This window comes from Agarivorans sp. QJM3NY_29 (assembly GCF_050870835.2).
Lineage (GTDB): Bacteria > Pseudomonadota > Gammaproteobacteria > Enterobacterales > Celerinatantimonadaceae > Agarivorans.
In genome coordinates, this window is sequence record NZ_CP194036.2 from 1,159,264 (window position 1) to 1,185,007 (window position 25,744).

18 protein-coding genes, 2 pseudogenes and 1 riboswitch are annotated in these 25,744 nt (G+C 43.8%); of the genes and pseudogenes, 8 read left to right on the plus strand and 12 right to left on the minus strand.

Annotated elements, in window-relative coordinates:
* Positions 1–95: 95 nt before the first annotated feature.
* The gene (locus tag ACRRS0_RS05310) at positions 96–2,681 is read right to left on the minus strand and encodes a pectinesterase family protein (protein WP_432454235.1); all 2,586 of its coding nucleotides are present in this window, start codon (positions 2,679–2,681) and stop codon (positions 96–98) included.
* A 361-nt stretch (positions 2,682–3,042) separates the two neighbouring features.
* On the opposite strand from ACRRS0_RS05310, the gene ACRRS0_RS05315 reads away from it, so the two are divergent.
* Both ACRRS0_RS05315 and ACRRS0_RS05320 read left to right on the plus strand, forming a co-directional pair.
* The gene (locus ACRRS0_RS05315) at positions 3,043–3,654 is read left to right on the plus strand and encodes a LysE family translocator (protein ID WP_432454234.1); all 612 of its coding nucleotides are present in this window, start codon (positions 3,043–3,045) and stop codon (positions 3,652–3,654) included.
* Positions 3,655–3,744: 90 nt separating this feature from the next.
* Positions 3,745–4,152, plus strand: coding sequence for a nuclear transport factor 2 family protein (locus tag ACRRS0_RS05320; RefSeq protein ID WP_432454233.1), 408 nt, complete (start codon positions 3,745–3,747; stop codon positions 4,150–4,152).
* A gap of 280 nt (positions 4,153–4,432) precedes the next feature.
* On the opposite strand, the gene ACRRS0_RS05325 is transcribed toward ACRRS0_RS05320, so the two are convergent.
* From ACRRS0_RS05325 to ACRRS0_RS05340, 4 genes are all read right to left on the minus strand, one after another.
* Positions 4,433–5,368 (minus strand): DMT family transporter, encoded by a 936-nt coding sequence (locus tag ACRRS0_RS05325; protein ID WP_432454232.1) that lies wholly within the window; start codon positions 5,366–5,368, stop codon positions 4,433–4,435.
* Positions 5,369–5,505: 137 nt separating this feature from the next.
* Complete coding sequence (locus tag ACRRS0_RS05330) at positions 5,506–6,216, minus strand: helix-turn-helix domain-containing protein (protein WP_432454231.1); 711 nt, start codon at positions 6,214–6,216, stop codon at positions 5,506–5,508.
* A 143-nt stretch (positions 6,217–6,359) separates the two neighbouring features.
* Positions 6,360–6,647: a hypothetical protein gene (locus ACRRS0_RS05335; RefSeq protein WP_432456093.1), complete on the minus strand. Its 288-nt coding sequence runs from the start codon at positions 6,645–6,647 to the stop codon at positions 6,360–6,362.
* A gap of 352 nt (positions 6,648–6,999) precedes the next feature.
* A complete protein-coding gene (locus tag ACRRS0_RS05340; protein WP_432454230.1) occupies positions 7,000–8,181 on the minus strand; it encodes an EAL and HDOD domain-containing protein in 1,182 nt (393 codons plus the stop codon).
* A 735-nt stretch (positions 8,182–8,916) separates the two neighbouring features.
* Between ACRRS0_RS05340 and ACRRS0_RS05345 the strand changes: the two genes are divergently transcribed.
* On the plus strand, positions 8,917–9,177 hold the full coding sequence (locus ACRRS0_RS05345) for a hypothetical protein (RefSeq protein ID WP_432454229.1): 261 nt from the start codon (positions 8,917–8,919) through the stop codon (positions 9,175–9,177).
* 197 nt (positions 9,178–9,374) lie between these two features.
* Positions 9,375–9,728: a hypothetical protein gene (locus tag ACRRS0_RS05350; RefSeq protein WP_432454228.1), complete on the plus strand. Its 354-nt coding sequence runs from the start codon at positions 9,375–9,377 to the stop codon at positions 9,726–9,728.
* Between the two features lie 1,468 nt (positions 9,729–11,196).
* Here the strand turns inward: ACRRS0_RS05350 and ACRRS0_RS05355 are convergent.
* Entirely contained in the window at positions 11,197–11,760 is a 564-nt protein-coding gene (locus ACRRS0_RS05355; RefSeq protein ID WP_432454227.1) for a VOC family protein, read from the minus strand.
* Between the two features lie 187 nt (positions 11,761–11,947).
* Between ACRRS0_RS05355 and ACRRS0_RS05360 the strand changes: the two are divergent.
* A pseudogene (locus ACRRS0_RS05360) lies at positions 11,948–12,921 on the plus strand (IS110 family transposase).
* 489 nt (positions 12,922–13,410) lie between these two features.
* Here ACRRS0_RS05360 and ACRRS0_RS05365 read toward each other — a convergent pair.
* The 5 genes from ACRRS0_RS05365 to ACRRS0_RS05385 form a co-directional block, all read right to left on the minus strand.
* On the minus strand, positions 13,411–14,010 hold the full coding sequence (locus tag ACRRS0_RS05365; protein WP_432469377.1) for a Vat family streptogramin A O-acetyltransferase: 600 nt from the start codon (positions 14,008–14,010) through the stop codon (positions 13,411–13,413).
* 157 nt (positions 14,011–14,167) lie between these two features.
* Positions 14,168–14,584, minus strand: a complete 417-nt coding sequence (locus ACRRS0_RS05370; RefSeq protein WP_432454226.1) for a hypothetical protein — start codon at positions 14,582–14,584, stop codon at positions 14,168–14,170.
* A gap of 220 nt (positions 14,585–14,804) precedes the next feature.
* A protein-coding gene (locus ACRRS0_RS05375; RefSeq protein ID WP_432451743.1) for an IS3 family transposase occupies positions 14,805–15,889 on the minus strand; the annotation gives its coding sequence in 2 pieces (ribosomal slippage) (positions 14,805–15,640 and positions 15,640–15,889; 1,086 coding nt in all).
* A gap of 1,902 nt (positions 15,890–17,791) precedes the next feature.
* The gene (locus tag ACRRS0_RS05380) at positions 17,792–18,556 is read right to left on the minus strand and encodes an alpha/beta fold hydrolase (RefSeq protein ID WP_432454225.1); all 765 of its coding nucleotides are present in this window, start codon (positions 18,554–18,556) and stop codon (positions 17,792–17,794) included.
* Between the two features lie 186 nt (positions 18,557–18,742).
* Complete coding sequence (locus ACRRS0_RS05385) at positions 18,743–19,432, minus strand: pseudouridine synthase (protein WP_432454224.1); 690 nt, start codon at positions 19,430–19,432, stop codon at positions 18,743–18,745.
* Between the two features lie 623 nt (positions 19,433–20,055).
* Between ACRRS0_RS05385 and ACRRS0_RS05390 the strand changes: the two are divergent.
* Positions 20,056–21,168 (plus strand): annotated as a pseudogene (locus tag ACRRS0_RS05390) (HNH endonuclease signature motif containing protein); the annotation flags it as partial.
* A gap of 82 nt (positions 21,169–21,250) precedes the next feature.
* Here ACRRS0_RS05390 and ACRRS0_RS05395 read toward each other — a convergent pair.
* The gene (locus ACRRS0_RS05395) at positions 21,251–22,474 is read right to left on the minus strand and encodes a threonine/serine ThrE exporter family protein (RefSeq protein ID WP_432454223.1); all 1,224 of its coding nucleotides are present in this window, start codon (positions 22,472–22,474) and stop codon (positions 21,251–21,253) included.
* A 308-nt stretch (positions 22,475–22,782) separates the two neighbouring features.
* Between ACRRS0_RS05395 and ACRRS0_RS05400 the strand changes: the two genes are divergently transcribed.
* The gene (locus tag ACRRS0_RS05400; RefSeq protein ID WP_432454222.1) at positions 22,783–24,498 is read left to right on the plus strand and encodes an NAD-dependent malic enzyme; all 1,716 of its coding nucleotides are present in this window, start codon (positions 22,783–22,785) and stop codon (positions 24,496–24,498) included.
* A 103-nt stretch (positions 24,499–24,601) separates the two neighbouring features.
* A riboswitch (FMN riboswitch) is annotated at positions 24,602–24,788 on the plus strand.
* A gap of 158 nt (positions 24,789–24,946) precedes the next feature.
* Complete coding sequence (gene ribB / locus ACRRS0_RS05405; protein ID WP_432454221.1) at positions 24,947–25,600, plus strand: 3,4-dihydroxy-2-butanone-4-phosphate synthase; 654 nt, start codon at positions 24,947–24,949, stop codon at positions 25,598–25,600.
* The last annotated feature ends 144 nt before the right edge of the window (positions 25,601–25,744 follow it).

The window sequence follows — 25,744 nt, forward strand, 5'->3', positions numbered from 1 at the left end:
TTCAACTTTTGCTGTAGCGATTGGGGGCGCATCTCAAGCGCAAAAAAAAGCCCCTCCTACCAATGGGTGGGAGAGGCTCGAGACTCGTGGTGAGTTTACAGTTTTTCGGCCAGAGCGCTTAAGTCTCGGTTGGACTTGATTTCTTTCAGCACTAACTTGGCGACCACTTCGGCTCCGGTTTGTTGGAAGTGAGTCGTATCGGGCTTATCCAAGCGCCCAGTCCGGTTTTTATAGAAAGGATACTCGGCGGGGTCAACGGCTAACCAATAGGTTTTCCATACGTCTTCACCTTTTTGGTTAGCGGCTGCAATCACCTTACTTTGCATATCGAGTAAAGGGACGTGATTTGCTTTAGCTGTGTCTTTCACGGTTTGGGTGTAGCTGCCATAGAATTGGTAGCCACCGTCAGAACGTTTCTTGGTGACATGCTGAACAGGATTAAGCGGCACACCAAGTTTCTTTTTGGCGGTCTTGGCGCGAGGCACCGAGGTGAGTAGCACCGGGTGTAATTGTTTCTCTTTGGCAAAAGCCAGGTAGCGCTCTAAAGAATGTTGGAAAGAGTATTCTGACTTACCTTGTGGGAACTGCGGTTGACCTTCTGGTGTATTGGGGTAAGTACATAGGTTGGCGACATCAATTGGGCCGCGTTTTTTCTTCGCGCCATTACATTTTTCATCGTTATGACTAAATTGGATGAATAGGTAATCGCCGGCTTGCACTAAGGAGCCCATTTCGCTAAACCAACGTCCATTAATATAATCACGCGAACTGCGTCCGGAACGTGCTGCATTCACCACCATCAGTTTAGGATTGTCAGCGAGCAATTGGTCTAAAGCCTGGCCCCAGCCCATGCGCGGATAAACATCGGCTTCGTAGTTAGAAGCAGTTGAATCACCAACAATAAATAAACGCGTTGCGGCTGATTTTAACGCTTGTTGGCTTTCGGCTAACTGGATCCCATCGATGGTATATTCTGGGATGCTGGCTAAATTGATGATCGGTTTAAAGCTTAAGTCGGTGAGCGTAGTTTGAGCCGCCAAACCGGTCGAGGTTTTATAGGCGCGATTATGCACCACTTGCTGGCTGATGCTTGTCATGAGAGGGTGTAACTTGGCATCGTAGCTCACTGGGTCGAAAGACTGACTGATACCCTGTTGCGCGGCAAGTTCAGCAAAGGTTTGTTGGAAATTTTTAGTGGCGGTCTGCCAGGCTTTGTGGGAGAAAGCGGGGAGCTTGTCGGCGCTGACTAAAAGTTGCGGGCCGTTGATCCCTTCTGTCTTGGCAAGGCTGGAAACGATTAAGTCCGAAAATGGATTTACATTGCCTAAGGTTTCCCCTTGATTATTCACCTCAACCACTAGCGCACTGGCGCAGAGCGAGCGTTGGGTTTCGCTGCGCAAGCAAGACTCACCACTATTGTCATTGGCTGATACCAGCAGTGGTGGGGTCATACCGGTAATCGACAGTTGGTAGCGACCCTGAGCATCGGTGTTGCTGGTGAGTGTCTTACCTAAGCTGTCTTTAACCAAAATACTGGCTGGAAATTGCATGCTACGATGTAAGACTTCGCCCTTGAGCAGGCTGTTATCGCCTAAACTTATGCTGGGTTGCCAACCCGCTAAGATGTTACTCGTGGTGTATTTTGAAGCCTGCTGCTGGCTCAGCTGTGGGCGTTTTTCTAGATTGGTTTTGGCACCTGCACCGCGTGAGGCGTACTCCCAAAAACGTGAGTCTTCAGGATGGAACCAGATCTTATTCTTGTTGATATCTTTACCACTCATTTTATCCCAGCCGTAGATATGGTCGTCCATTTCGCAGTTGAGATAAGCGCTGTGGCCAATCGCATCGGGATCAGCATAGCGCCCGTCAGTAAATCTAGTAGTGGGATGCCAAGGGCGACCTAAGCCATAACTGTTGGCGGGCACCCCAGCTTCTTTGCTCAAATGACAATTTTTAAAGACTAAGCCATATTCGTGGTCAATATTGGTGGCAGGCGCTGTCATATAACCATAGGCATTACCAGTTTTCACATCGTTGCGATTGCGCGCAACAATATTGCTGTTTTCAAATAATCCGGTGCCGTGACCGAAGATAAAATCAACAGTACCGCTAATTTGGGATTGGTCGAAATAACTGTGTCCGCCACGTAGATAAAGGGTGTCTTGATAGCTGCGCAGATTCACATCTTTAAACTGTACTCGCTCGCCCTTTTTACCCACATATAGAGCCACAGCTTGGGTTCCGCGTTGGCGAGTTGGGTCATCGGCGCTTTTGGCTTGGTTTGCAGGAAAATCAAAGCCGTTTTCGATGGTGAGAGAGCGGGCGCTAAAGTCTTTTGCATCAACGTTGACGGTACGGCTACCAGTGGTGCCAAACTTCTTCCCATTGGGTTTTAACATGCTATTGGCAGTGGTGGCGGTAATGATGGTCTTGTCGCGATCTTCGCCTATGAGATAGATATTATCGCGTTTTATTTCTAGTTTTTCTTGATACTGTCCGTTGCGGATATAGATAACATACGGTGAACCATCGGACGGAGCGCTATCGATAGCCTGTTGCACCGACTGGAAATCGGCTGAGCCGTCTAAGGCGACGACGACATCGTATAGTGGTAAGGAAAATGCTGATGAGGCATACAGCATCACGCCAATGCTTAGCCCTCGTGTAAGATGTTTTTTCATATGCTATCCCTATAATAAAACAGTAATTCTTTAATTAAGAAACATCGGTTTATTATATTTCAATTCAATCTATTAACTGTGATCGCAATAATAATTGCTAACAATAGTTGGCTGATGAAGCCGTTATCGATGACATCTTTAGGACTCAGTTTTGTTTGGATTTTCCTGTCATTAGCGTGATTTGGAGGCCGAATCTTTGAGTTGGCAAGCGATTTGTTATTGTATAACATCGACGATGAATGTTGGTCTTAGCGCTTGAAAGTGTTGCTTGTGATTCCAGCGATACGCATCATGATCGCTTAATCCTTGTAAGCTGCTATGACTTGCAGGCTGATTGTTTATTCTCAAGGAAAATGCAGAGATGATTAGTATTGAGTTTTTGCTTACCTCGCTGGTGGTGGTATTAATCCCTGGAACAGGGGTGTTATATACTATTTCTGCGGGTTTGTTTATTAGCGCGAGGGCGAGCGCCGTTGCTGCAGTGGGTTGTACTTTGGGAATTGTACCTTCCTTGTTGGCGAGCATCTTGGGTTTGTCAGTGATTATGCATAGCAGTGCACTTGCATTTCAGGTACTGAAATATGTTGGACTAGTTTATTTATTTTATTTGGCATGGTTGATGTGGCGCTCTAGTGGGGCGTTGTCGTTGCATCAACCGAGTGCTCAGCGGGGAATGATGGCGGTGGCGCTGAAGGGTTTTTTAATCAATATTTTAAACCCCAAACTCACAATTTTCTTTGTTGCATTCTTGCCTCAATTTTTGCCAAACAATGCTGTGGATAGCTCGCAAATGCTGTGGTTAGGCGCGATATTTATGCTGATCACCTTGTTTGTGTTTATCTTGTATGGCTTGTTGGCCAGCCGTATTCGCCAGTATATTTCTCATTCTCAAAAGTTGAGTAAATGTATACAGCGCTGTTTTGCCGGTAGTTTTGCTTTATTGGGGATTAAACTGGCATTCACTGAGCGTTAGGCTTCAGCCGGGCTTAAGCTTTCGGCTTGGCATGTTACGTGGTCTTTGAGTGGGAAAGTTATTTACAGATAAATGAAGGAAGAAAATGATATGACATCGGCTCAAACGCATCATTTTGTTGCGCCGAAACAAGTGGTTCGGTCATTTTGGGAGGCAATGAGAACGAATGATTTTTACGCTGCTGCGGCATGGCTGGCTGAAGATTTTGAAGGTTTCTGGCCGCAATCCGCTGAGCGGATCGTCGGGCGAAATAATTTTGCAGAAATTAATCAGCAATATCCGGCTGAGGGACGCTGGACCTTCCAAGTGAACTCATTGCTTGCCGAGGGCGATCAAGTGGTTAGTGATGTATCGATCAGTGATGGGGTGTTACACGCCAGAGCGATTACCTTTCACACCGTTAAGGATGGGCTAGTCGCGAAACAAGTGGAGTACTGGCCAGAAGATTTCCCAGCCCCTGAATGGCGAGCCCAATGGGTTGAATTGAACCAAGCGTAGACTCCCCCGCCGATACTATGAGACCACTATCGGCTAGCAGAGGTCACCAGAGGGAATAGGTTTTTGCCTCGCTTGATGTGGGGCTGTCACTCACGGGAATGGCATGATAAATCAACCTTCGGTTGTTTTGGCACCAAGCTCGCTACAGTCGTATTTGCTTAAATTAATCATGCTAGCAATGCCCTTATCGGACGGTAAGGTCACTATTTTTCAATGTGATGAGTCTTTTGTTCGCTGCAAGCATTGCGCAATCGTTAGACCTCTCGAGAGGTCAATTGATTTACGGTTGTTGATTGCCACGGTTGGGGGCATTGCTTTGGCTCTGGATCACTAAGCAAACGCTAATCAATAACATGCCTGTCCAAGCACTCAGCGAGAGCCGTTCTCCAACAACCAGTACCGCTAAAACGGCTGCAACCACCGGTTCGAATAGGGTTAACAGAGTCGCTCGGCTAGCATGCAGGGTACGCAGCCCGAAACCAAAGGCGAGATAGCCAAGAAACATTGGGACCAAAGCCATATAGCAGGCCAGAGCGGTATTTTGTATGCTGGAGAATAACTGTTCTCCAGTGACCAGTAGTGAGGGCAGCAACAACAGAGATGCGAGTCCAAATAAGCTACCTATTGCAGATTCTGATTGGACACCCTTGTCGATCAGAGATTTGGCAAGCCAAGCGTAGATAGCGTAGCTTAAGCCCGCGAGTAAGCCGAGTAAGATCCCGAGTAATTTAGCGGTGTTGGCTTGTTTAAACTCTGTGCTGGATGATGCGGCATAGGTCAATAGTGCAATTCCTAAAGCACCTAAAGAGAAGCTGAATAACCACTGTTTGGTGATATTATTTTTTTTGCTCAATAGACATTCCAATAATACCGTTGCAAAGGGGGCGGTCGCGATCGAAATCACCGTTCCAATTGCGACACCTGCGAGTCGCATTGAGCTATAGAAAGCCAAAGGATAGAGTGCCACAGCGAAGGCTCCGAGAACGAGCTCTTTCTTCAATGTTCGTAGTTGTTGAAGGTCAGATTTGAGTCGATGCCTTGCTATTACCGCTTGCATTAGCCCACCAAAACCCATGGCAAATGCGCCGATGGCTAGAGGGTCTACTTCTGGGGCAAAGCTTGCAGCAGTGCCAGTGGTACCCCATAACAATGAGGCAAATAGTATTGCAAGACTGGCTTGTTGTTGAGTTGAGTGATTGTTGGTGGTGAATTTCATCTGCTTGACGATCCTTGCTTGTGGCCGTTAATCGCTTGACTAGCTGCACGGCATGTTGGCTTTAGGATAAACAGAATGAAATAGAATTAGTTTGCTAAACGGACGCAATCTTTGTTTCGATAGGCGTTTTTTAATCGCTAGCGAGTACACTCTCGAGGAGAGAGCCCAAAGTGGATGGAAAATCGACGGCTAAAGGCCGATAGGTCCTTGTAACCGACACGTTCGGCAACTAATTGTACTGGCAAGTCGGTATGAGTAAGCAGCGCTTTGGCTTTCTCCATACGTTGTTGAGTAATAAATTGATGGACGCTCAGCCCTAGCGCAGTTTTGAATAATTTCTTAAATTGAGTCGGGCTGAGGCATGCTCGCTCGGCGAGCTGATTGATGCTTAGATCAATATTCAGATGTTCGTGGATAAAAGCCTGAATTCGCCGGATCCGAGGATCCATCGCTTGGTATTCTCCTTGCTGCTTTAACAGAGTGTAGAACAGCTGGAAGATAGACTTCTCTATCTCCGGTTGGAGTTGGTATTCTAACTGAGTTTCGATGAAGGAAAGGTAGCTGAGTAGCGGTGGCGTCACCGAGAAAATCATGGCCTTTGTTGGTGCCAAATTAGCAGGTAAGTCCTGCATATCTGCGACCACAAAACGGGCTGCTTCATCGGCATGGAAATGATGTCGCTGTCGTGAGGGGACCACCACACACTCACCTACAGCCACTCTGCCTTGATAATCAGCCAATGCGATATGGATCGCGCCTTGGATCGGTAACACCAACTGATGATGGTGATGCCAGTGACTGCAACGTTGCTTGCTATAGGCTCGAATCGTTAAGCTATTTTCTGTCATTGGAACAATTATGATCAATAAAGCAGCAGTATAGTATAAACCGCTGAGCGCCTATAGTGTCATTTTTTGCAGTAAAAAGGCCTATGGCGAGGCGGGAGTTGGAAACTAATGTTTTAGTGGCTTAGCCATCGGTTATAGCTTGACTAGCGATGCTTACGTTGTTGCTTGAGCTCGTCCGGTGTGGCATTGAAGGAGCTTGGTAATACATCCACACCGAATATCTTCCCTAACTTGACGATCAGGGGAATGGTAATGGGCGCGAAAGGTAAAACGGCAAACATACTTAATCCTAAGCTCTTGAGTACATCGGCAAATTGTTTATTCGCCTTGCGTAACTCTTCGGCACTGGCCTGCTTCTGGGTGTAACGTCGATAAGTACTTAGCATTTCTTTGGTTTCTTGTTTTTCTTGAGCTAAGGCTTCTTTTACCATCAGTAAGTCACGCCTTAAACGTTGCCATATACTCAGTTTTTTTACTCGACTCAAAAATCACTCCATTGGTTTACAAAACGCTAAGGTGGTTATTGTTCTAATATTTGCGGCAGTTAAGCAAGAACTATTCACTATATTTCAGTATAGCGGTGGTTTGGATTGTTTATTCCAGGCGCAGCTGATCTTTGCTCTCCAGTGCCATAAGCGTTGTCATTGTGACAGGAAGCGTGGATTTTGGTGTTTTATAATTTTAGCCGAAGGCAATCTTGCATATGACGGGTCTGGCTTGAATCAAGCATCAATAGCCGCAAAGCATCACCAAAGAGCAGCTGTTCTTAATAAATAATTTATTTTACAAGAGATTATAAAACTCAAGTAATGTATCTACATTGACTTTTAAGGCTTCGGCATTGGTTTCGAGCCGTTGCCATTGACCAAGTTCAATGGCATCGATCAGTTGCAGCATTTGCCCCCAACGACCGACTCTTGAGGTGAGAGCCTGGCTAATATCTTCCGGCAGTTTTAACTGTTGACATATAGCTGTCATCTCTACCGCAAGGATGGCATCAAACAGGGATAATAGACCGACGCTATACGCAATATCTGGATCACAGCTTAGCGGATACTGCTTCGTCATGAAAGCTAAGGTTTGAGCTCGTTTTAAGGCATTTGCATAGAGGATCTGTGGTCGATTCACTGCCAGTTCTGAGGTGATTACAATATGGATTAATTTTTTGAGTTCAGCCATTCCCACATAGCTCACAGCATGCTTAATACTGAGAATTGGTTTGCTTACCATACGACAGTTGTCGTTGGCTTTGCTGAGTAGTATCGCCATTAACGCCGCATCGTTGGCGATATTATCGCTAATGTCTTCCACCGACACATTGCTTTGGCCAATTTTATTCAGTAGTTCCAAGAGGTAGAGTTTTCTGGGGGTCAGCACTCGTAGCTTCGACATGCTCGGCTTATAAAAGTGAAACCCTTGAAAAAGCTGGTAGCCATATTCTAAATAGCGATGAAATTGTGATTCGGTTTCGACTTTTTCGGCTAATAGGGTCAGGTTAAGTGGCTTAAATCGAGTGGCAATGGCTTTTACATCCTCCTCTGGGGCGACGAGGACATCCACCTTAATTATATCTGCATAATGGGCGTATTCGAGCCAAGGGCTACTTAATTCAAAGTCATCTAGGGCAATGGTATAACCTAATTCACGCAGGTTTTTGATGGCTTTTAACAAGGCTTCGGTGGGCTGACAGTGTTCTAAAATCTCTATGACGACACTTTTTTTTGGCAGTAAGGTTGCCTTTTCTTCGAGTAAATCTTGTTCGGTAAAATTAATAAAACTACGATGTTCACTGCCCAACTGATTCAGCACCCCTAAGATAAAATTACCACTGATAATATGGTCGGTTGCTCTGTCTACTTGGTCGGATTGGTTACGAATACTGTCTGCGCCGCGAAACAATAGCTCGTAAGCAACGATTTGATTGGTAGCATCTACAATAGGTTGTTTAGCAAACTGAAACTTCATTAATATTCTTACCATTCAGGATCAAGCTTGAGTTTAATCATGGCAGAATATGAGGTGTTTTATCAAGAGTGGCGTCAATGATATGAGGGGGGGGGGCTTATCCTGTGAGCTTATTCTGAAAAATATAAGGCATTATCTGCTTATTTGTGGACGATGAGGCGGTGTTGTTAGGAGTAACGACAAGTTGTGGATTCACTTTTGTTCGATGCAAAAAGGACTAAATTGTGTTGAGTTGTATGTTATTTCGAGAGGTAAGTCGTCAAGCGTCACTTTCCCTTTGAAGTAAAATCAGACTCCTTTCTAGAGGGTATTTTGAGCTGGTGCTACGCACTCAAGGATTCTGCTTTCCCATCGCTGATATTAGCTCGGCTGGTGCTGTTTATTTGATTCAATAGTAAGAGCTAAGCATTCCTTTAAGCTTATCTGCCCCTCGGATGGGCAGAGATATTCACCTTTAAAGCTTATTAAGCTGATATTCGAAAGTCGAGTTCTAAGCTATTGACGCCGATCGGCGACAGCCTTGCGGTAGGCCTGCACAGGCGTCGTCACTCATAGCATTTTATTGCGTCGTTAATCAACAACACCTTCGCTTACTTTACACCTCTAATTTATAGTTAAGTCATTGTTATTTAATTGCTTTTAACTTATGGCCTAAGCCTTGCTATTAGCTTGTTGCCTCGCTGCTTTGTTAGAGCAGCATATTTTAAGAGTGTTCATTATCACAGGAGTTATATCATGAAATTAAAATATACTTTTCCAGTACTAGCCGTGTTTGTTGCGAGTTTGGCGTCTGCCAATGATGATATTTTTAAAGGCTTAGATACCAACCAAGACATGGTTGTGAGTCAAGAAGAAGCGGCTGATTTGCCTATTTTAGCTGAAGTTTGGGCGAGTTTAGATACCGATAAAGATGGGGTATTAAGCCAAACTGAGTTTAATAACCTAGATTTATCTACTGATCCAGCAAAGGCTGAAAATAGTGAGGTGTCTGAATAACTTCTGCTCTAGTTATCGCGAAGTAATCCTTTTGGGTTGCTATCTGGACTTACGGCGGTAGATACATTTGGTCTAGTGATGATGCCGCTTCATCTAAGGTAGTTTCCAGCGCTTAAGCCTGTGCTCGCTTAAGCGCCTTTTTTAAGGTCAAGACGCTACGCCTATGTTGATGGGCATATTATTTACGGAGTTTTATCATGAAATTAAAATATGGCTTTCTCGTCTTAGCCGTGCTGGTAGCCAGTTTTGCTATATATAAGGGCTTAGATCCGAATCAAGAGTTGGTGGGGACTCAAGAACAAGCTGCTGAGTCTACCCAGAATGAATTGAACAACTTGCAATTGTCGGCCGAAGCAGATCAAGCTGCAAATGGCGAAGTGTCTGAAAATAGCGACGTCGTTGTGAATCAGGCGATGCCTAAAGATATCGAGTCGTCTGAAAATGATGCCCCTGCTGACAATCTCCAAGTATCTGAAGATAAGGCGGTCGTTGAAAATTATGAAACGGCTGAAAATAACGAAATTTCTGAAAATAGTGAGGTCGCTGAATAGTTTTCCATTTTAGTTTATCGCGAAGTAATCCTTTTTAGGTTTCTATCTTGCTGAGGCTGGCGAAAACAATGGTCTAGTTATGCTGCGGCTCCAGTTGAGATAGTTTTCCAGCGCTTAAGCCCGTGCTAGCTTAAGCGCCTTTTTATATGCTTTGCGGATGGTTTTCTCAAGACATAAAGCTTGAACCATAAATTTCAAGCCATTGCAGAGTATGTCGCTCGCGGTTTGCTCCAAGGCATACAATTGCCTGAATAATAAAGCGATTATTTGCATCAGTTTGATCGTTGGTAAATGGTCCGCAATACGCAAAGCACTCTTTTCATATATTTTACTCACGGGTGTAAAACCGTCCATAGCATCGGGTTGCCGCTTGTTTCGCAATGCTGAGTTCTCGAGTACATGCGCTAACAATTGTAAATCCTCAATAGTTTGCCAATTATCGCTGATGATTTACATATTTTGTGCTGTTACGCCCGCCGTTGGATATTTAAAGCTTGTTGTATGATGCCGACTCATCATTGTTGTTAAAATCATGTGGTCGAGTTGAAACATTGCTTGATACCTCACTAATTTTACTGCCATGACCCAGAAAATCTAGTGTCGCTGGAACTATAAAGTGACATAAGGACCTGCGTTACATCTAATGCAAATCCAAAATTTGAACCACAGTTTGACATAAAATGGAACCATAGTATGGCATAGTGCATTTCGTATGTTTGCCGCCCGCCAAACACACTTTTGGACAAAAGTGAGTTACGCTGATTGTTTGTTCAAAGGTATGCTGGATTAGATTCAGTATGGCTGAGACGGAGATAACGCCGAAAGCAGCGGCGCGCGTTAGCGCATCCAGCCCGTAGGGCGATGCTGCCTATGTTTGTGTACGCCCATGGGCATGAACTTACTAGCGAATGGCAAGGGCGTTACCGTGAGGGAATGTCTGAAGGAAGCCGGACGCCTTTTTATCTAAAGAGAGGGCGAGCTGATGAACAAGAACATCATATGAGGCGTAGGCTGGAGGCGAGTTGGCACAAGACAACGAAGCCATGTGATCTAACGGCCACCGTAAATGATGCAGCAGTGCAGAGAAAAGAGAAAGTGCATGTTCTACTTCTTATAAACAAAGAGTGGGGAGATCTGCTTAACTTGCGATCGTTTAACTCACTCCATGGCGGTTATCAGCAGACGGCGTTTTTAGATAAAGAGCCCAATGCCGCTTTATTGTGTAATAGTTGGGACATGGTGAAGGCCTGAACCTGAAAATCAATGAGGAGCCTGTGCAGCTCATTGTCTCCGTATCCGACCGGACTGAGGAGTCATGGCGCAAAAACAGAAGCCATCATTGGAATGCAAAGGAGCGAATCGGCCGTTGTATTTTAACCGTTTTCAGGAAACGCCCTGTGCGGAGCCGCATGCAGGGTGTTGTGGGGGCTGGAGGTTAGATTCCTCCGGCTACCCGATTAGGATATGGCTAACCAAGCACACCTAAACTATTCTTATGAACTATTTCCCAATCACTATTTGGAGAAAATCCAGGCATATTTCTAATCTCATTCTCTGTAAATTTGATCAACTCTTCATGAGATAACTCTAAATTTACAGCAAACTTACACGGTTGATTCACATGCCAGGGAGTATCTGTGAAAATTTCAAACCTATTGTTTTCAGGATCACGAAAATATATAGACCAAGTTGTGCCATGAGATACTGTTTGCAAACTTATTTCAGAAACTGACTTTAATGATGAATTGAAGGCTTTCAATTCATCAATATTTTTAACTCTAAAAGAGATATGATCAACTGGACTTTCAAGAGCCCTATGCGATTGCACTGGACTTAAAACAATTTGATGGTGCTCTTCTGGGTTCCGACTTAAAAAAACCATACCATTTTGTCCTTCACCTCTATCAGTAACAACAAAGCCTAACTTACTTTTGTAAAAGTCTTCCATCTTAGCTAGGTCTTGAACGTATAATTCAATATGACTTAACTGAATGTTTGGAAAGATAATCTCATCCATAATATCCATTTTCATCCTTAATATCCTAACGCCCTAATAACTGGCGTGTAGGTTGGCGTTGTTTTTGCCATGTTTTTCTTTTGCAAAAACGATGACAACCGTTATGCGTCCAGTTGATTAGCTTGATAATCATTGAGCCTCCTCCCTAGCAAACCGTATCAGCGGTATGCTTAAGGTGACCAAACCAACAGGAGAAAGCTCAATGAGATTTTATAATAACTCACATCCATACTACTGTGGCATTGATTTACATGCACGCTTACTTTATGTCTGCATCATTGATTCTAAAGGGGAAGTTGTCGTCCACAAAAAGATTGGGGCTAATAAAAATGACTTGTTACTCATACTCGAACCCTATATCGGCAATGTCATTGTCGGGGTTGAGTGCATGCATTGCTGGTATTGGGTCTCTGATTGGTGTGCTGAACTGGGCATCGATTTCATTCTAGGTCATGCCCTTTACATGAAAGCTATCCATGGCGGTAAAACCAAAAATGATAAAGTAGACTCCTTTAAAATTGCCACACTACTGCGTGGTGGTAATTTCCCTATTGCTTACAATTACCCTCGCGAAATGCGTGCTACGCGAGACTTGTTACGCCGAAGAATGAAGATTGTCCGTCACGGAGCCATGCTCAAAGGCCATGTGGTTAACACCAACAGTCAATACAATCTGCCTGCCACTGACTTAAACCTTAAAAACATGTCTGCAAGACAACAACTACGCGAGCAATACCAAGACCCTATCGTGCAGCGTAATATCGACATGGATATGGCAATACTGGATTTCTACGCCAAAGAACTTGCCCAAGTGGAATGGTTCATTGAAAAACAGGCCAAAAACCATAACCCCGTTTATTTAGAATTGCTAAAGACCGTACCTGGGATTGGCAAAATTTTATCCCTGACCATCTTGTATGAAATTGGTGATATCGCCCGATTTGAATCAGTACAAAAGTTTGCATCGGTAATGCTCATTTGAAATGGGCATTCTCAGAAGCGGCTGTGCTTTACCTGCGTGGCAATGACAAAGCCCGCAACTACCTTAATCAATTACAAAAAAGGATGAGCAAAGCTAAAGCATTATCGGCACTGGCACATAAACTTGGCCGTTGTGTCTATTTCATGTTGAAGAACAAAACGGTGTTTGATGAACAGCGATTCTTGAAAGGGTAAGTCGCGCAATAAGGTGAGCTGAACGTCTAACTAGATACTCTTAAAAAGAGAAGCGAGCATGACCGTGAATGATGTGGCTAATGAAGCAATAACTCATCACCATCATCACTATGCCAAAGGCTATTTAAGCTACGCCGACTTGATTAGACACCTTATTGGCGCGCATTAAGTACAATCAACAAAATCGTTTACACCTTAAATGAGCCTGACACTAACTGTGCATAAAGCCCCTGTGACTTGAATAGTGCCATCTTAGGGTTAACCGATAAATGTCTAGTGCCCCTGACATTCCGAAGGACCGGATAGCCTCAGGCAGCGATAAGATCGCACTAAGAGAGCCTCTATATGTGTTTGCTGTAAACGATGATTTGACAGCTAACTGACAGACGAAGTAGATGCATTTGTTGATTGATTTTAATTTGACTGCAAGAGCAGTCAAATAAGTTAGGCTCGCCTATTGACTACCCGGAGGCTCATATGTGTTAAATGTCACTTGGCACAATCAAGCTTTGAAATGTCTGCACCTATAATTGCTTCAAGATTCAAGGTTATCTTTTCTGCAGACCAATCCCACCATGCTAGTTGAAGTAACTTATCAATAATAGGTTGTTCAAAGCGATTTCTTATTATTTGTGCAGGATTCCCCCCGACCACTGTATAAGCAGGGACATCTTTAGTAACTACAGATTTACTCGCAATTACAGCACCGTGTCCAATTTTAACACCAGGCATTATTGTTGCTTCATAACCAATCCAAACATCGCTACCAATTTCCGTGTCACCTTTAAATGGTAGCTCACCTTCTTTAGGCATAGCTTTTTCCCAGCCATTCCCAAATATATAAAATGGATAAGTAGAGAAACCAGAGTCTTTATGATTAGCACCATTCATTATAAATTTCACACCTTTTGCAATAGCGCAAAACTTTCCAATAATTAATTTATCTCCAATAAATGGAAAGTGGTAAAGCACGTTACTTTCGAAATTTTCAGGACCGTCAGGATCATCATAATATGTATAATCACCGACTAAAATATTTTCACTTTTTATATAATTTTTAAGATATCCAACTTGTGGAAATCCTTTCATCGGCTCTTTATTATTTGGATTTGGACCAATCAAGTTATACTCCTTACTATTCGTGACATTTAACGCCCGGTTTTGGGGCGGACTTGGAGCTGCGAAGCAGCGGAAAGGCCGTCCCAGCCCCAACGGGGCGATAACAACCGCTTGTTAGGTGATTCATTTATGACAGCCGTAGAAAACTCTTATACTCAATCACGATATCGTACTTAACTCCCGCTTGCTTTAATCGACCTACGATATGATTCGCGACCTCATTTGGCCGCTCGTGCGCATATTGGACATCAACAACTAAGATATATTTCCCATCTCTCTTAAGTTCGACAAGCATGACGGCCTCCCCCTCATACTCACCACTCCAAGATCTCAACAACTCGTTACGAGGGCTGTTAGCCCAGCGGTTATAACTTCGTATCCAAGGCTTTTTATCCTGAACCAAGCCATTATCACTGCAAAAATTTTCAATGGCGCTATCAGTAATACCGTTGCTATCAGCTAATTCAATCACTGCAAAATTACCACATGCAGTCAACGGAAGGATAACGAAAAATAAAGCCACTCGAAGCATCATACTTTTCATCTGACATCACCTAACAGTATATTAATATGCAAATTCCCATCTTTCACGCATGCGAAGTTACCACCTATCACGCAGCACAGAAATTCACACAGCCTTTAATATTCAACTTTGTCAACAGCATATCAGTGAATCACCATTTTGACCATGCGTGAAAGATGGTCATGTATTTGCAGAAAGATGGGGTAATCCTCCCATTATTAACCGCATTTATTCGTAGAATTCATGCTGCCGTTTTTAGTGGTGGGAACCCTCCATTTGCAAGGTGTGGTCGTTGATGATTGTAGAACCATAACCATTGGGTCGCCCGATCTTGAACATCTTCAAGTGTGTCAAACAAATACTTACTCACTAAGCCAAACCTCATAGTACGGTTGAACCTTTCTATATAGGCGTTTTGTTGTGGGTTTCCTGGCTGAATATAATCGATTCGAATGTCGTGGTTGTTGGCCCATTTAATAAACGCATGGCTAATGAACTCAGGACCATTGTCGCAGCGGATCGCAACAGGTTTGGTTCGTTGTTCGATGAGCTGCTCTAAGATCCGAGTGACTCGTACTGTGGGCATTGAAAAATCAGGTTCTGACGCCAGACCTTCACGTTTGTAATCATCTATCACATTGAATAAACGGTACTTCCGGCCATCAGATAGCTGATCATGCATAAAGTCCACGGACCAAACTTGGTTTGTTTTAATCGGCTCTTTAAGAGGCTCTGGCGTATGGCGATTCAGGCGTCGTTTTGGCCTAATACGTAAGTTTAGAGCCAATTCGCAGTAGATCCGATAAACCCGCTTATGGTTCCATGTATACCCTTTAACGTTCCGCAAATGGTGAAAACACAGGCCAAAGCCCCAGTCAGAGCAGTCTTCACTGTTGCACAGCGTTACTAACTCCTGAGCTATCAACTCATTCTCAGGTTGAAGCTTCGATTTATAGCGATAGCAGGTCTCGCTGATCCCAAACCAATAGCATGCACTTTTAATGCTGATGTGATAGTTCGCCACCGAACGCTGAGCCATCAATCGACGCTCACAGGGCTTCACCACTTTTTTGCCATCGCCTCTGAGATCACCTCTGCTTTAAGGCGTTCTTCCGCATACATCTTTTTAAGCCGTCGATTTTCATCTTCGAGTTCTTTCATCCGCGCCATAAGGGATGCGTCCATACCGCCGTATTTCGAACGCCACTTGTAAAAGGTTGCGTTGCTCATTCCATGCTCACGACAGAGCTCAGGAACAGGTGTACCAGCCTCAGCCTGCTTGAGAATAGATAAGATCTGACTGTCCGTGTAACGTGACTTTTTCATGTTGAATCTCCTGTATTTACTATACGAGAAAATTCTACTTTTGCATGGGATTAATTTTCGGGGGGATTACCATGGGAACCCACTTAACTGTGTATAATTGCAGTGAAAAGATCGACATATGAGCCCAGCATATCTCGCGTTTATCGAGGTAAAAATGCGCAAAAACGCTTTAGAGAAACAACAATTCGAAGGGATTTAGCATGGATATAGCGCTTTATTTTATTCAACAAGAAACTAGACACTAATTTAAAAAAACCTTTCACACTCTCGATAGCCAAGATTACGCTTTTAAATCCCATCATCTTCGCCGAGTAGCGCAAATAAACAAGGGAGCAAAGTTGAAGTCTGTTTGAGCGTAGTGTTTACTTCAACGCCCTTGTGAATGCGCAACGCAGGATCTAAGAAGATGCAGGGCGAGCTTTCTTTTTGCTTAGCTAAGCTTTTACCTCGTTGCTAACACAGAACTGGACAAATGAGTGATTCGTTACATGTATTGATTATTAGAATGCAACATAAAAATCATTACTACTCCTAATGCGCTATTAATAAACGAGTACAACCCCGCCAAAAATTCAAGTTTATACAGTCTCACTTTCTTTTTGTAGAATGAGAATAGAGGTATCAATAATAAAGCTACCCATACTATCAAGAAAATTGGTGTAACTACATCAAAGTAGTGAGGTGCATAACCAGGAAAAGTAAATACGAAGATAACAGTCAATATTGATGTAGCAAAGTAGAATAAAAAATGTAAATCATAAATAAAGGGAAATGAAAGGGCTATTCCAGCAACAGGCCATAGAATCATTGGTGCTGAGTGTCTAAAAGCGAAAGTATTTTTTATTTCCATAGTCATTAATCCCAACTTGAAAAATATACTTCATTCAACAACTTCTTACATGAAGCTGCCGTTAGCTTATTAGAGTATTCGACTGATTGTAAGTGTTTAGAAAATGATAGCAATTTTTCCTGATTGTTACTCAACCCAGCTATTTCCTCACCGATATACAAACTTACACTCTTAACACAGGCACCAGAATAATATCTCTCAAAGTAGGCCCCGCTCCAAAATAAGAGTGCACCGAAGACAACAACGGCTGGAATAATATATGACAATTTCACTCTTCACACCTTACTAACTTTGAACATATTGGATTTTGGAGTGTCTGTCGAACCTCAGCCTTTATCACGAGATAAAGTGTTCACAAAAACATGGCTGGAGATTGGAGGTAACCATTACTAGAAATAGCCTTGTATCACTGCACTCACTTAATCAACAAAATATCAAATAAACAAAGACTTGGCTACTTTACTATAAGAGAGTTTAGATGCAGGTGGGTTTATTAGACTTTTAAGCTCGTCAGACCTCCCAGCAGAAAGGTCTCTGAAGCAGCCAATAATCAGTAAATGCGACAACGATTAGTATGTTTAGGTCAAGCGATAATCTGATAAAGCAAAAAACCAAATAGGTAAGGCCTAAGATTTGTCGACAGAATTATGATAAACAATGCATATCATCGGCTTGCTTTTTCTCATTTTTGATATTTTTCACTAAAACACAATGAGGCAAAAGCACGTGAGTGTTGCGATAACTCTACAAACACTATTGGTTAGTAATCATTCTTCAACTCATACTAATCTAACTCATTATTTGTTCATTCTTGCAGGCCTAAATCATCGTTAACTGCGTAATGTATCTTGTAATCAGAGCCTCTCGTTGTTGCTCTTCATGCCTTGTTATCGGTAGATTTATGCTGCGTAATAAGTTGCTCATATAATCAATCAAATTGGTTGCGCATTGGTCTGGTGAACGTTGCATTAGTTTCGCAAAGCGTGATCAACTGGGATGTGAGGGTTTAAGCTGACGCTTCGAGTGCGTCAGCGTATCGGATAAGACTGTTTTTAAAGAATAAAATTTGCAATTGTTTTGGCGACCGCGCTTGGGTTTTCCCACAACATGGAGTGACCAGACTCGGGAATGACGTCCACTTGAACGCCCACTTTAGGAAGCTTGGTATAGTCATCATCGGGCAATGAGTATTCCCCAAAGAGTACCATTTTGGGGCATGGAAACGCGATCAATTGTTGTCGCCATGACGGAATCGAACCCGTCATCAGAGAACTCGATAGTTGATGCACCGCGCGAGGGTTGGCAACCTGCATTGTTCCCGCCCAAACATGGTTGTCATTTGAGATACAATCTTGAATTTGTTGCTGATGACCATGCTCGCAATAATCGGCTAAGGGTTGATTAGCGATGCCTTGACTAAAAAAACCACCGCCAGTATCTAAATTGGGCTCAGAGAGTACTATTTTTTCCACTCGTTCTTGGCACAGAGACGCTAGCGTTACCGCGATTGCCCCGCCAGCACTATGTCCAAAAATCACAAATTTAGTTAATTTTATTGCCTTGATGAGCCCTAGTAGCACTTTGGCATGCGCCTCGACAGAGTAGGCAAATGTTGGTGGGTGATCGCTAAATCCGGCACCAAATAAATCAACCATAATACAGCGGTGTCCAAGTAGACTTTGATCCGCAACCACGGCGGGGTAGTCACTTGATGAAGCGCAGCCTAAGCCATGGATAAATAGAATGGGCAGCTTTTCACCAGGAATATCGTGATATCGCAAAACGGCTTGATATTTTTCATCATAATGAGCGTTCATATAAATCCTAAGTGTGAATGTTGTGTCAATGCAACGTCGATTGGCAGGCAAGCGTGTGGATCAGAGTGTATAACAATAGGTGAGCGGTTTAGGCTTTATTTTATGATTTGTCACTCTATATTTCGTTGATTTAAAACAGTAATTTTAAGCACTTGGCGCATTGGGAAGTAATTTGAAATGGCGGGTTTACTTGGTGAATGATTGGATCTCATCGTTTGTTAAATCACGCCATTGCCCAGTCTTAATATCTAGGCTAACTTCGCCAATTTTTTCTCGATGTAAAGACAACACTCGGTTACCCACGGCCGCGAACATCCGTTTTACCTGATGGAATTTACCTTCGGTGAGGCTTAACAGCACCTCGGTTGGCGTAATTAATTCTAAGTGAGCAGGCAGGGTGAGTTGTGGTTCCCCTTGTAATTGAATGCCTCTTTTAAACAGAGAGCGGGCGTCTTCCGTTATTTTTTTTGATAAACCCACCCGATACACTTTACTGCAGTGTTGGCTTGGCCGCGTGATATTAAATGACCAACGTCCATCATCGCTGATTAAAACCATCCCTGTGGTATCGACATCTAAACGTCCCACAATATGCAGTTCGGCGACGTTTTCAAGATCTAAATAGTTGAACAATGATGGATAAACTTCATCGATGTTGGAACAAATGGTTCCCGCGGGTTTATGCATCATGATGTAACGAAAAGGTCGTGTTTTGAGCGGGTTGCCATTCAACAGGATGATGTTGTTTTCATGAACTTGAGTCGCTTCATTGTTTGCGATATCGCCATTTACCTGCACTTGGCCTGAATGAATCCGTTGGCTTGCTTCGATTTTTGTTAAGTTGGTACTTTTACAAATAAATTTATCAAGGCGCATATTGACAACAGATTAGGTGAAAGAGTTGATTATTATCCGGAACTCTCGCGAATGATCAAATACTCTGGCTGATTTCTCCATTGGTTTTTGTTGATATGTTTACTCTGGGCTTATCCTAAGGTGAAGAATCCCGAGGTGAGGAGAGAGTTTTGAGCAGATTTAGGCAATGTGCGAATTGCTTGTCTGTATCGCTACCGTCAGCTTGTTGTTAAACACCACAAAATAGCAGCTAGATATCGATTAAAACTCAATTAAATGTGATGAGCATGGCAAATAAATTGTCAAGCGATTGGTCAGGTTTTGGTGGCTGCTATGCTCAAATTTTGAGCGGTCAATATACAGAGTGGATCAATCGCTGTTCAGAAACGCGCTTGCAAAGGTTCGCCGTTAAACTTATTGCGCAGAATTAATCTGTCGATAATCAGGCGTAAAGTACAGTAACTAGTGGTTCTAATTACAAAATATGTAACGCTGTTGGCGCTGATTTAGGCCAGCAAGATGAACCGATAATGAGTGAGATGGGTATAACCAAGGGATTGGATGAACAGATGAAAAAATTACGCTTATGGGGAGCTTTGCTGTTCGCTCTACTTTTTTCTTCGCAAGCAGTATTCGCCGCAGATACATGTAGTGCTCATCGTCTGAATCTGTCGTTATTGACTGATAATTACGCTTCAGAAACAAGCTGGAAAGTATTGAGTGGTAATATTTTAGTCGCCAGTGGTAGTGATTATAGTAGCAATAAACAGTACACCGAGACCCTATGTCTTGAGGATGGTGATTACAGCTTTATTATCGACGATAGTTACAATGATGGGATCTGTTGCGGTTATGGGAGTGGCAGTTATAGTCTCACAGCAAACGGTTCAAGCTTAGCTAGCGGTGGAGAATTCACCAGCTCTGAAAGTACCAACTTTAGCTTTAGTTCTGACAGCTCTGCTGGCAGTGGTTATTCTTCGAGTCACACTGATAGCTATTATGCGGCGACTGCGGGCCTAAGCGGTGATGCACTTAAAACTGCTCTTTATAAGCTCATTAAAGAGCACCGCTCGCAAAGCTATAGTGCTTTGTGGTCGTTTTACAGCACTTATGAGCAAGATCAGTATTATGAAAACGACGCTAGCATTGTTGATATTTACTCCGAGCGTCCGAGTGCTAGTGATCCCTATCTCTTTACGCCAAGCAGTGATCAATGTGGTTCCTACACTGGCGAAGGAGATTGTTATAACCGTGAGCATTCTTTTCCTCGAAGCTGGTTTGGTGGCGCTGTTTCTCCGATGAATACCGACATCCATCATGTTTTCCCTACCGATGGTAAAGTGAACGCTTACCGCAGCAGCTATCCCTATGGGGAAGTTGGAACCGCGACTTATACTAGTAAAAATGGCTCCAAGCTCGGCTCTGCGGCATCTGGCCTTGGTTATTCGGGAATGGTATTTGAACCGATTGATGAGTTTAAAGGTGATATCGCTCGCGCTTACTTTTATATGGCGACTCGCTATCAAAATTTAATTGCCAACTGGGAAAACAATAGTCGTTATGGCAACGCTGTATTAGATGGCTCTAGTGAGCAGGTCTTTGAAGCTTGGACACTGCAAATGTTGAAAAATTGGAATAACGCCGATCCGGTGAGTCAGAAAGAGCGAGACCGAAACGACGCCGCATTTATTTTTCAGGGGAACCGTAATCCATTTGTCGATCATCCTGAGTATATTGGTGAAATTTGGGGAAATTAAAAGCTTGTTTGATGAAACCAGCCTGGACTCAATCAGTGAGAGGCGCGGTGCGCCTCTCACTGTGATGTCTTAAAAGGTGTGGCTACAAAGAACTGCGTGGCGGAATTGCCACATTTGCAAATAAGATCCCCCCAACAATCGACATGAAAATTAAGAAGGTTTGTGAGCCGATGTTGGGAATACTGACCAATGATTCGCCAAATACCATAGAGTTTAAACTAAGGTAGGCTTTGCTGCCTGGGACTAACAACACAATCCCTTGTAGCAGTACCACTGATGCGGGGGATTTGGTGAGTTTGGCAAATAAGTTGGCATATAACGTCACCACGAAAGCGCCCACGAAGGGGCCTAAGGCGTCGCCTAAATAGACACTGCCAAGTAATGCGGATGCATAGGCGATAGCTCCCGACAATAAGCCCCAAATCATATCTTTATTGCGCATCTTAAACACAATGCTTAGGCCAAGAGAGAGCAGTAAAACTCCCAACCATTTAATCCACCAGGTGCTGGTGGCGTATTGATGTAAATCTACTTGTCCCCAGACCAGAGAACCAATCGCCATCCCTAACACGGCACCAAAATACAGTTTAAATAACACCATGCTGCCATCCATTACTCGCGCAGTTCCCGACATTAATTCACGAGCGGCCAGCTCGGTGAGCCCAAGTGTAAGCGATAAGCCGGGGATCAGGATGATGATGGAAGATAAGATAACAATGCCGATATCAAGCTCGGGCAAAAATTGGCCTAGCGACACCGCGACAAAGGAACAGACCAAGGCGGCAACGGGTTCTAAGGCTTCTGAAAAATCGTCTGAGCGTTCTGCCTGTCGGGCTAAGTAATAACAGACAATGCTTAATAGGCTGGCACATAAAATGGTGAGCCAATCGGCAGCCATTAACATCGCAAAGCCGCCGCCAGTAATCGCGTAGGCCCCAAGCATGATCATTGGCGGATAGGGTTCGGGAAATTGCGCCCATTTGTTGAGGCTGTCCATCGCTTCGCCGAGCGTGATTTGTTGGTTGCTGACCTTTTCCACCAGTTGGTTGGTTCTGGCGAGCATACCCAAATCGATTTCACCGGGCTTGACACGCATCACGTAATTGTATTCTTGGGTATCATCGGGCGCCCAAAGTACAAAGGTGAGTGAGGTCGGAGTGACCAAAAAGTAGCCGTCCAAGCCAAGAGTTTCCGCAACATTTCGTAGATGAGACTCTAAACGAAAGGCTGGGGTGCCGTATTTATGCAGAGCTTTGCCAAGTTTAATAATGAAGTTTCTTTTTACTTCAAACAGTGATTGTTTCAATGTGGGGGTTGCTAAAAAGTGGAGATGGCTAATTGTATATCAGTCGGCACACATTGGTGTATAGCACTGGCTAATTAAATCGAGTTTGATTTCGTTTGAAGGTGATTTTAGCCGCGAAGTGCTGCCTTGTTTCAATATTTATCCCCTGATCTTGCGAATCATCTCAAAAAGGACTGCGCGGACGGCAAATTATTTGTTAGTTGATTAAATTTAGACGATTTTTGAATGAAATAGCGTACAGATGTAGTGGGATCATTTACTATTTAACTTTGTTCTATCTTTTCTTACGCGCTGTCTCGGAGGACAACATGCCTACAGGTAAATATTTACGCTGGAAAGACGAAAATGGTAACGAATTTCGCCCAGTTTCAATTTCTGGAACCGCACTACTGAACGATCGCACTTTGAATAAAAGTACTGCCTTTAGCTACGAAGAGCGAGAAGCCTTTAACTTAAATGGTCTGTTACCTCCCAAGCCACAAACTTTCGATGATCAGTTGCAGCGAGTCTATCAAGGCTTTTTGAGTGCTTGTAGTGATATTGAAAAATATCAATATCTACGGGCTCTGCAAGATCGCAACGAAACCCTGTTTTATGCCTTGATTTCACGCCATGTTGAAGAAATGACGCCGATCATTTATACCCCAACCGTGGGTAAAGCCTGTCAAGAATTTAGCCATCGCTATCAAAAAGCCCGTGGTTTATATGTGACCGCAGATAACATCGATCACATGGGAGAAATGGCACGCCATTTTGCCGGCAAAGAAATTAAAATTATTGTCGTGACCGACAGTCAAGGGATCCTTGGTTTGGGTGATTTAGGCATCGGTGGTATGGGGATCCCGATTGGCAAGTTGTCTTTGTATACCTTAGGGGCAGGCATTCATCCTGCACATTGTTTACCGGTGGCTCTTGATGTGGGAACGGATAATCAAGATCTATTGGCAGACCCTATGTACTTGGGGATGCCGAAGAAGCGGATGCGAGGTGAGGAATACCAGAATTTCATCGAAAAGTTTGTAGCGCAAACTAAGTTACATTTTCCTAAAGCCGTTTTGCAATGGGAAGATTTTAGTAAATCGAATGCCTTCGATAATCTTTCAAAATATGAAGATGTATTACCTTCATTTAATGACGATATTCAAGGCACCGGATCGGTGGTATTGGCTGGGGTGATTGGTGCAACCAAAATTAAGGGTGAAACCTTGGCTGACCAGGTGTATGCGGTTTATGGCGCAGGCGCTGGTGGGGTCGGCGTTGCCGATCAAATTTTTGCGGGTTTACTCAAAGAGGGCTTAAGCCATCAAGATGCGCGTGACCGAATTTATATTTTAGACTCTCGCGGCGTGGTGTTTGATAACCGCGAAGGTTTAGATGATTATAAAAAGCGTTACGCCAAACCAATTGGATTTGCCGAGGATTGGCCTTTGGCCGAAGCCGGAAAGGCCAGTTTAAGTGAACTGATCGATAACGTTGCGGTGACCGTGTTACTTGGTTGTAGTGGTGTCGGCGGGGCATTTAAAGAAAGTCATGTGAAGAAAATGCTCGATTATACTTCGCGGCCAATGGTGTTTCCTTTGTCTAACCCGACCAGCAACTGTGAAGTCTTGCCCGAAGAAGTCTACCGTTGGACCGATGGCCAAGCCATTGTCGCAACCGGAAGCCCCTTTGATGATGTAGAACACAATGGTCAGCGCTACCGCATTGGTCAGGGAAACAACGTATTCATTTTCCCTGCTGTGGGCTTAGCAACCATCGTTTCTGGGGTGAAAAAAATCACCATGGAAATGTTTACCACCGCATCGTTTGCGTTAGCTGAGTATGTTTCGCAAGAAGATCTAGACAGTGGTTGTGTATTCCCAAGAATGCGAGAGTTAAAAGAAGTCTCTAGTTTTGTGGCTAAAGCAATTTTGAAACAAATTAAAGAGACCGATCCAGATGGCTGCCTTAGTGGCAAAGATATAGAGCGTGAAATTGCCGATCATATGTGGGAGCCGATTTATCTGCCTTACCGCCGGGTATAGCAGAAAAATTTCTTCATCATGAGCAGTAAGGGCCTTAGGGCCCTTACTTGTTTTTGGGCCAATTTAGGTGCACCATTAGGTCTGGCACAGTATCGTTGTGCCAGAACATTCTCAGGGCGGGGTGAAATTCCCCACCGGCGGTAGTTAAGTTTTCTTAAAAGCCCGCGAGCGCCCAGTTGATTCTGGGGTCAGCAGATCTGGTGCCGATTGAGTCCATGACTCAAGCGAAATCCAGAGCCGACGGTAATTTGCAGCTGTGCTGTAATCAGTCCGGATGGAAGAGAATCAACAAGTAGTATTTGCAGTACGGCAACTAAGCGTAAGCTTATTGCTGTGTTGTTGGATTGGTGCTGCTTTAGATAAAAAAGCATAAAGTGTCACTTTATGTTTCAATTCCTGCGTGCCCTGATTCTGGAAAACCTAATGTTGTTATTAAAGGATTTTAACCATGAATCAGTCTTTACTTGCCCAATATGGCAATTCTAATCAACGTGTTGATGCTGCGCTTGATGCGCTTCGCAAAGGCCAAGGCGTACTGGTGGTCGATGATGAAGACCGTGAAAATGAAGGCGACCTAATATTTTCCGCTGAGTCGTTAACTCAGCCACAAATGGCGATGTTAATTCGTGAATGTAGTGGCATCGTCTGCTTGTGTTTAAACGATGATAAAATCAAGGCTCTCGATTTACCGCCCATGGTGAGCGATAACTCTAGCCAGTTTGGTACCGCCTTTACTGTGAGCATCGAAGCAAAACAAGGGGTGACGACCGGAGTGTCTGCGGCCGATCGACTGACCACCATACAAACTGCGATTGCTGATGATGCCAAGCCGAGTGATTTAGCTCGCCCTGGTCATGTATATCCACTGAGAGCCCAACCTGGCGGAGTATTTACTCGCCGAGGACATACCGAAGGTACGGTCGATTTGATGATTTTAGCAGGGCTTAAACCGGCGGGCGTCTTGTGTGAAGTCACCCTAGCGGATGGCACAATGGCGCGATTACCTGAAATCGTTCAGTTTGCCCAGCAACATGGTATGCCTGTATTGACGATTGAGGATATCGTTGAATATCGCAGAGCTTTATTAAGCCAGGTCGGTTAAGCTTCAAAAGCTTTCCACAGCGCAAATAAAAGGGGCCGAGGCCCCTAATCGATTTAAGCGTTTAGTACTTATTGTTGTTGTAATTATGTAAAATGACTTTAATTTTATTCTAACTAAATAAAAAATATATGCAGTCCAGAATTA

Excerpts from the sequence above, each read along its gene's own strand:
- ACRRS0_RS05315 (WP_432454234.1), top strand. The coding sequence starts at position 3,043 with ATGATTAGTATTGAGTTTTTGCTTACCTCGCTGGTGGTGGTATTAATC.
- ACRRS0_RS05345 (WP_432454229.1), top strand. The coding sequence starts at position 8,917 with ATGAAATTAAAATATACTTTTCCAGTACTAGCCGTGTTTGTTGCGAGT.
- ACRRS0_RS05310 (WP_432454235.1), bottom strand. The coding sequence starts at position 2,681 with ATGAAAAAACATCTTACACGAGGGCTAAGCATTGGCGTGATGCTGTAT.
- ACRRS0_RS05365 (WP_432469377.1), bottom strand. The coding sequence starts at position 14,010 with ATGAAAGGATTTCCACAAGTTGGATATCTTAAAAATTATATAAAAAGT.
- ACRRS0_RS05370 (WP_432454226.1), bottom strand. The coding sequence starts at position 14,584 with ATGAAAAGTATGATGCTTCGAGTGGCTTTATTTTTCGTTATCCTTCCG.
- ACRRS0_RS05385 (WP_432454224.1), bottom strand. The coding sequence starts at position 19,432 with ATGCGCCTTGATAAATTTATTTGTAAAAGTACCAACTTAACAAAAATC.
- ACRRS0_RS05350 (WP_432454228.1), top strand. The coding sequence starts at position 9,375 with ATGAAATTAAAATATGGCTTTCTCGTCTTAGCCGTGCTGGTAGCCAGT.
- ribB (WP_432454221.1), top strand. The coding sequence starts at position 24,947 with ATGAATCAGTCTTTACTTGCCCAATATGGCAATTCTAATCAACGTGTT.
- ACRRS0_RS05320 (WP_432454233.1), top strand. The coding sequence starts at position 3,745 with ATGACATCGGCTCAAACGCATCATTTTGTTGCGCCGAAACAAGTGGTT.
- ACRRS0_RS05325 (WP_432454232.1), bottom strand. The coding sequence starts at position 5,368 with ATGAAATTCACCACCAACAATCACTCAACTCAACAACAAGCCAGTCTT.
- ACRRS0_RS05355 (WP_432454227.1), bottom strand. The coding sequence starts at position 11,760 with ATGAAAATGGATATTATGGATGAGATTATCTTTCCAAACATTCAGTTA.
- ACRRS0_RS05330 (WP_432454231.1), bottom strand. The coding sequence starts at position 6,216 with ATGACAGAAAATAGCTTAACGATTCGAGCCTATAGCAAGCAACGTTGC.
- ACRRS0_RS05335 (WP_432456093.1), bottom strand. The coding sequence starts at position 6,647 with ATGGTAAAAGAAGCCTTAGCTCAAGAAAAACAAGAAACCAAAGAAATG.
- ACRRS0_RS05380 (WP_432454225.1), bottom strand. The coding sequence starts at position 18,556 with ATGAACGCTCATTATGATGAAAAATATCAAGCCGTTTTGCGATATCAC.
- ACRRS0_RS05340 (WP_432454230.1), bottom strand. The coding sequence starts at position 8,181 with ATGAAGTTTCAGTTTGCTAAACAACCTATTGTAGATGCTACCAATCAA.
- ACRRS0_RS05400 (WP_432454222.1), top strand. The coding sequence starts at position 22,783 with ATGCCTACAGGTAAATATTTACGCTGGAAAGACGAAAATGGTAACGAA.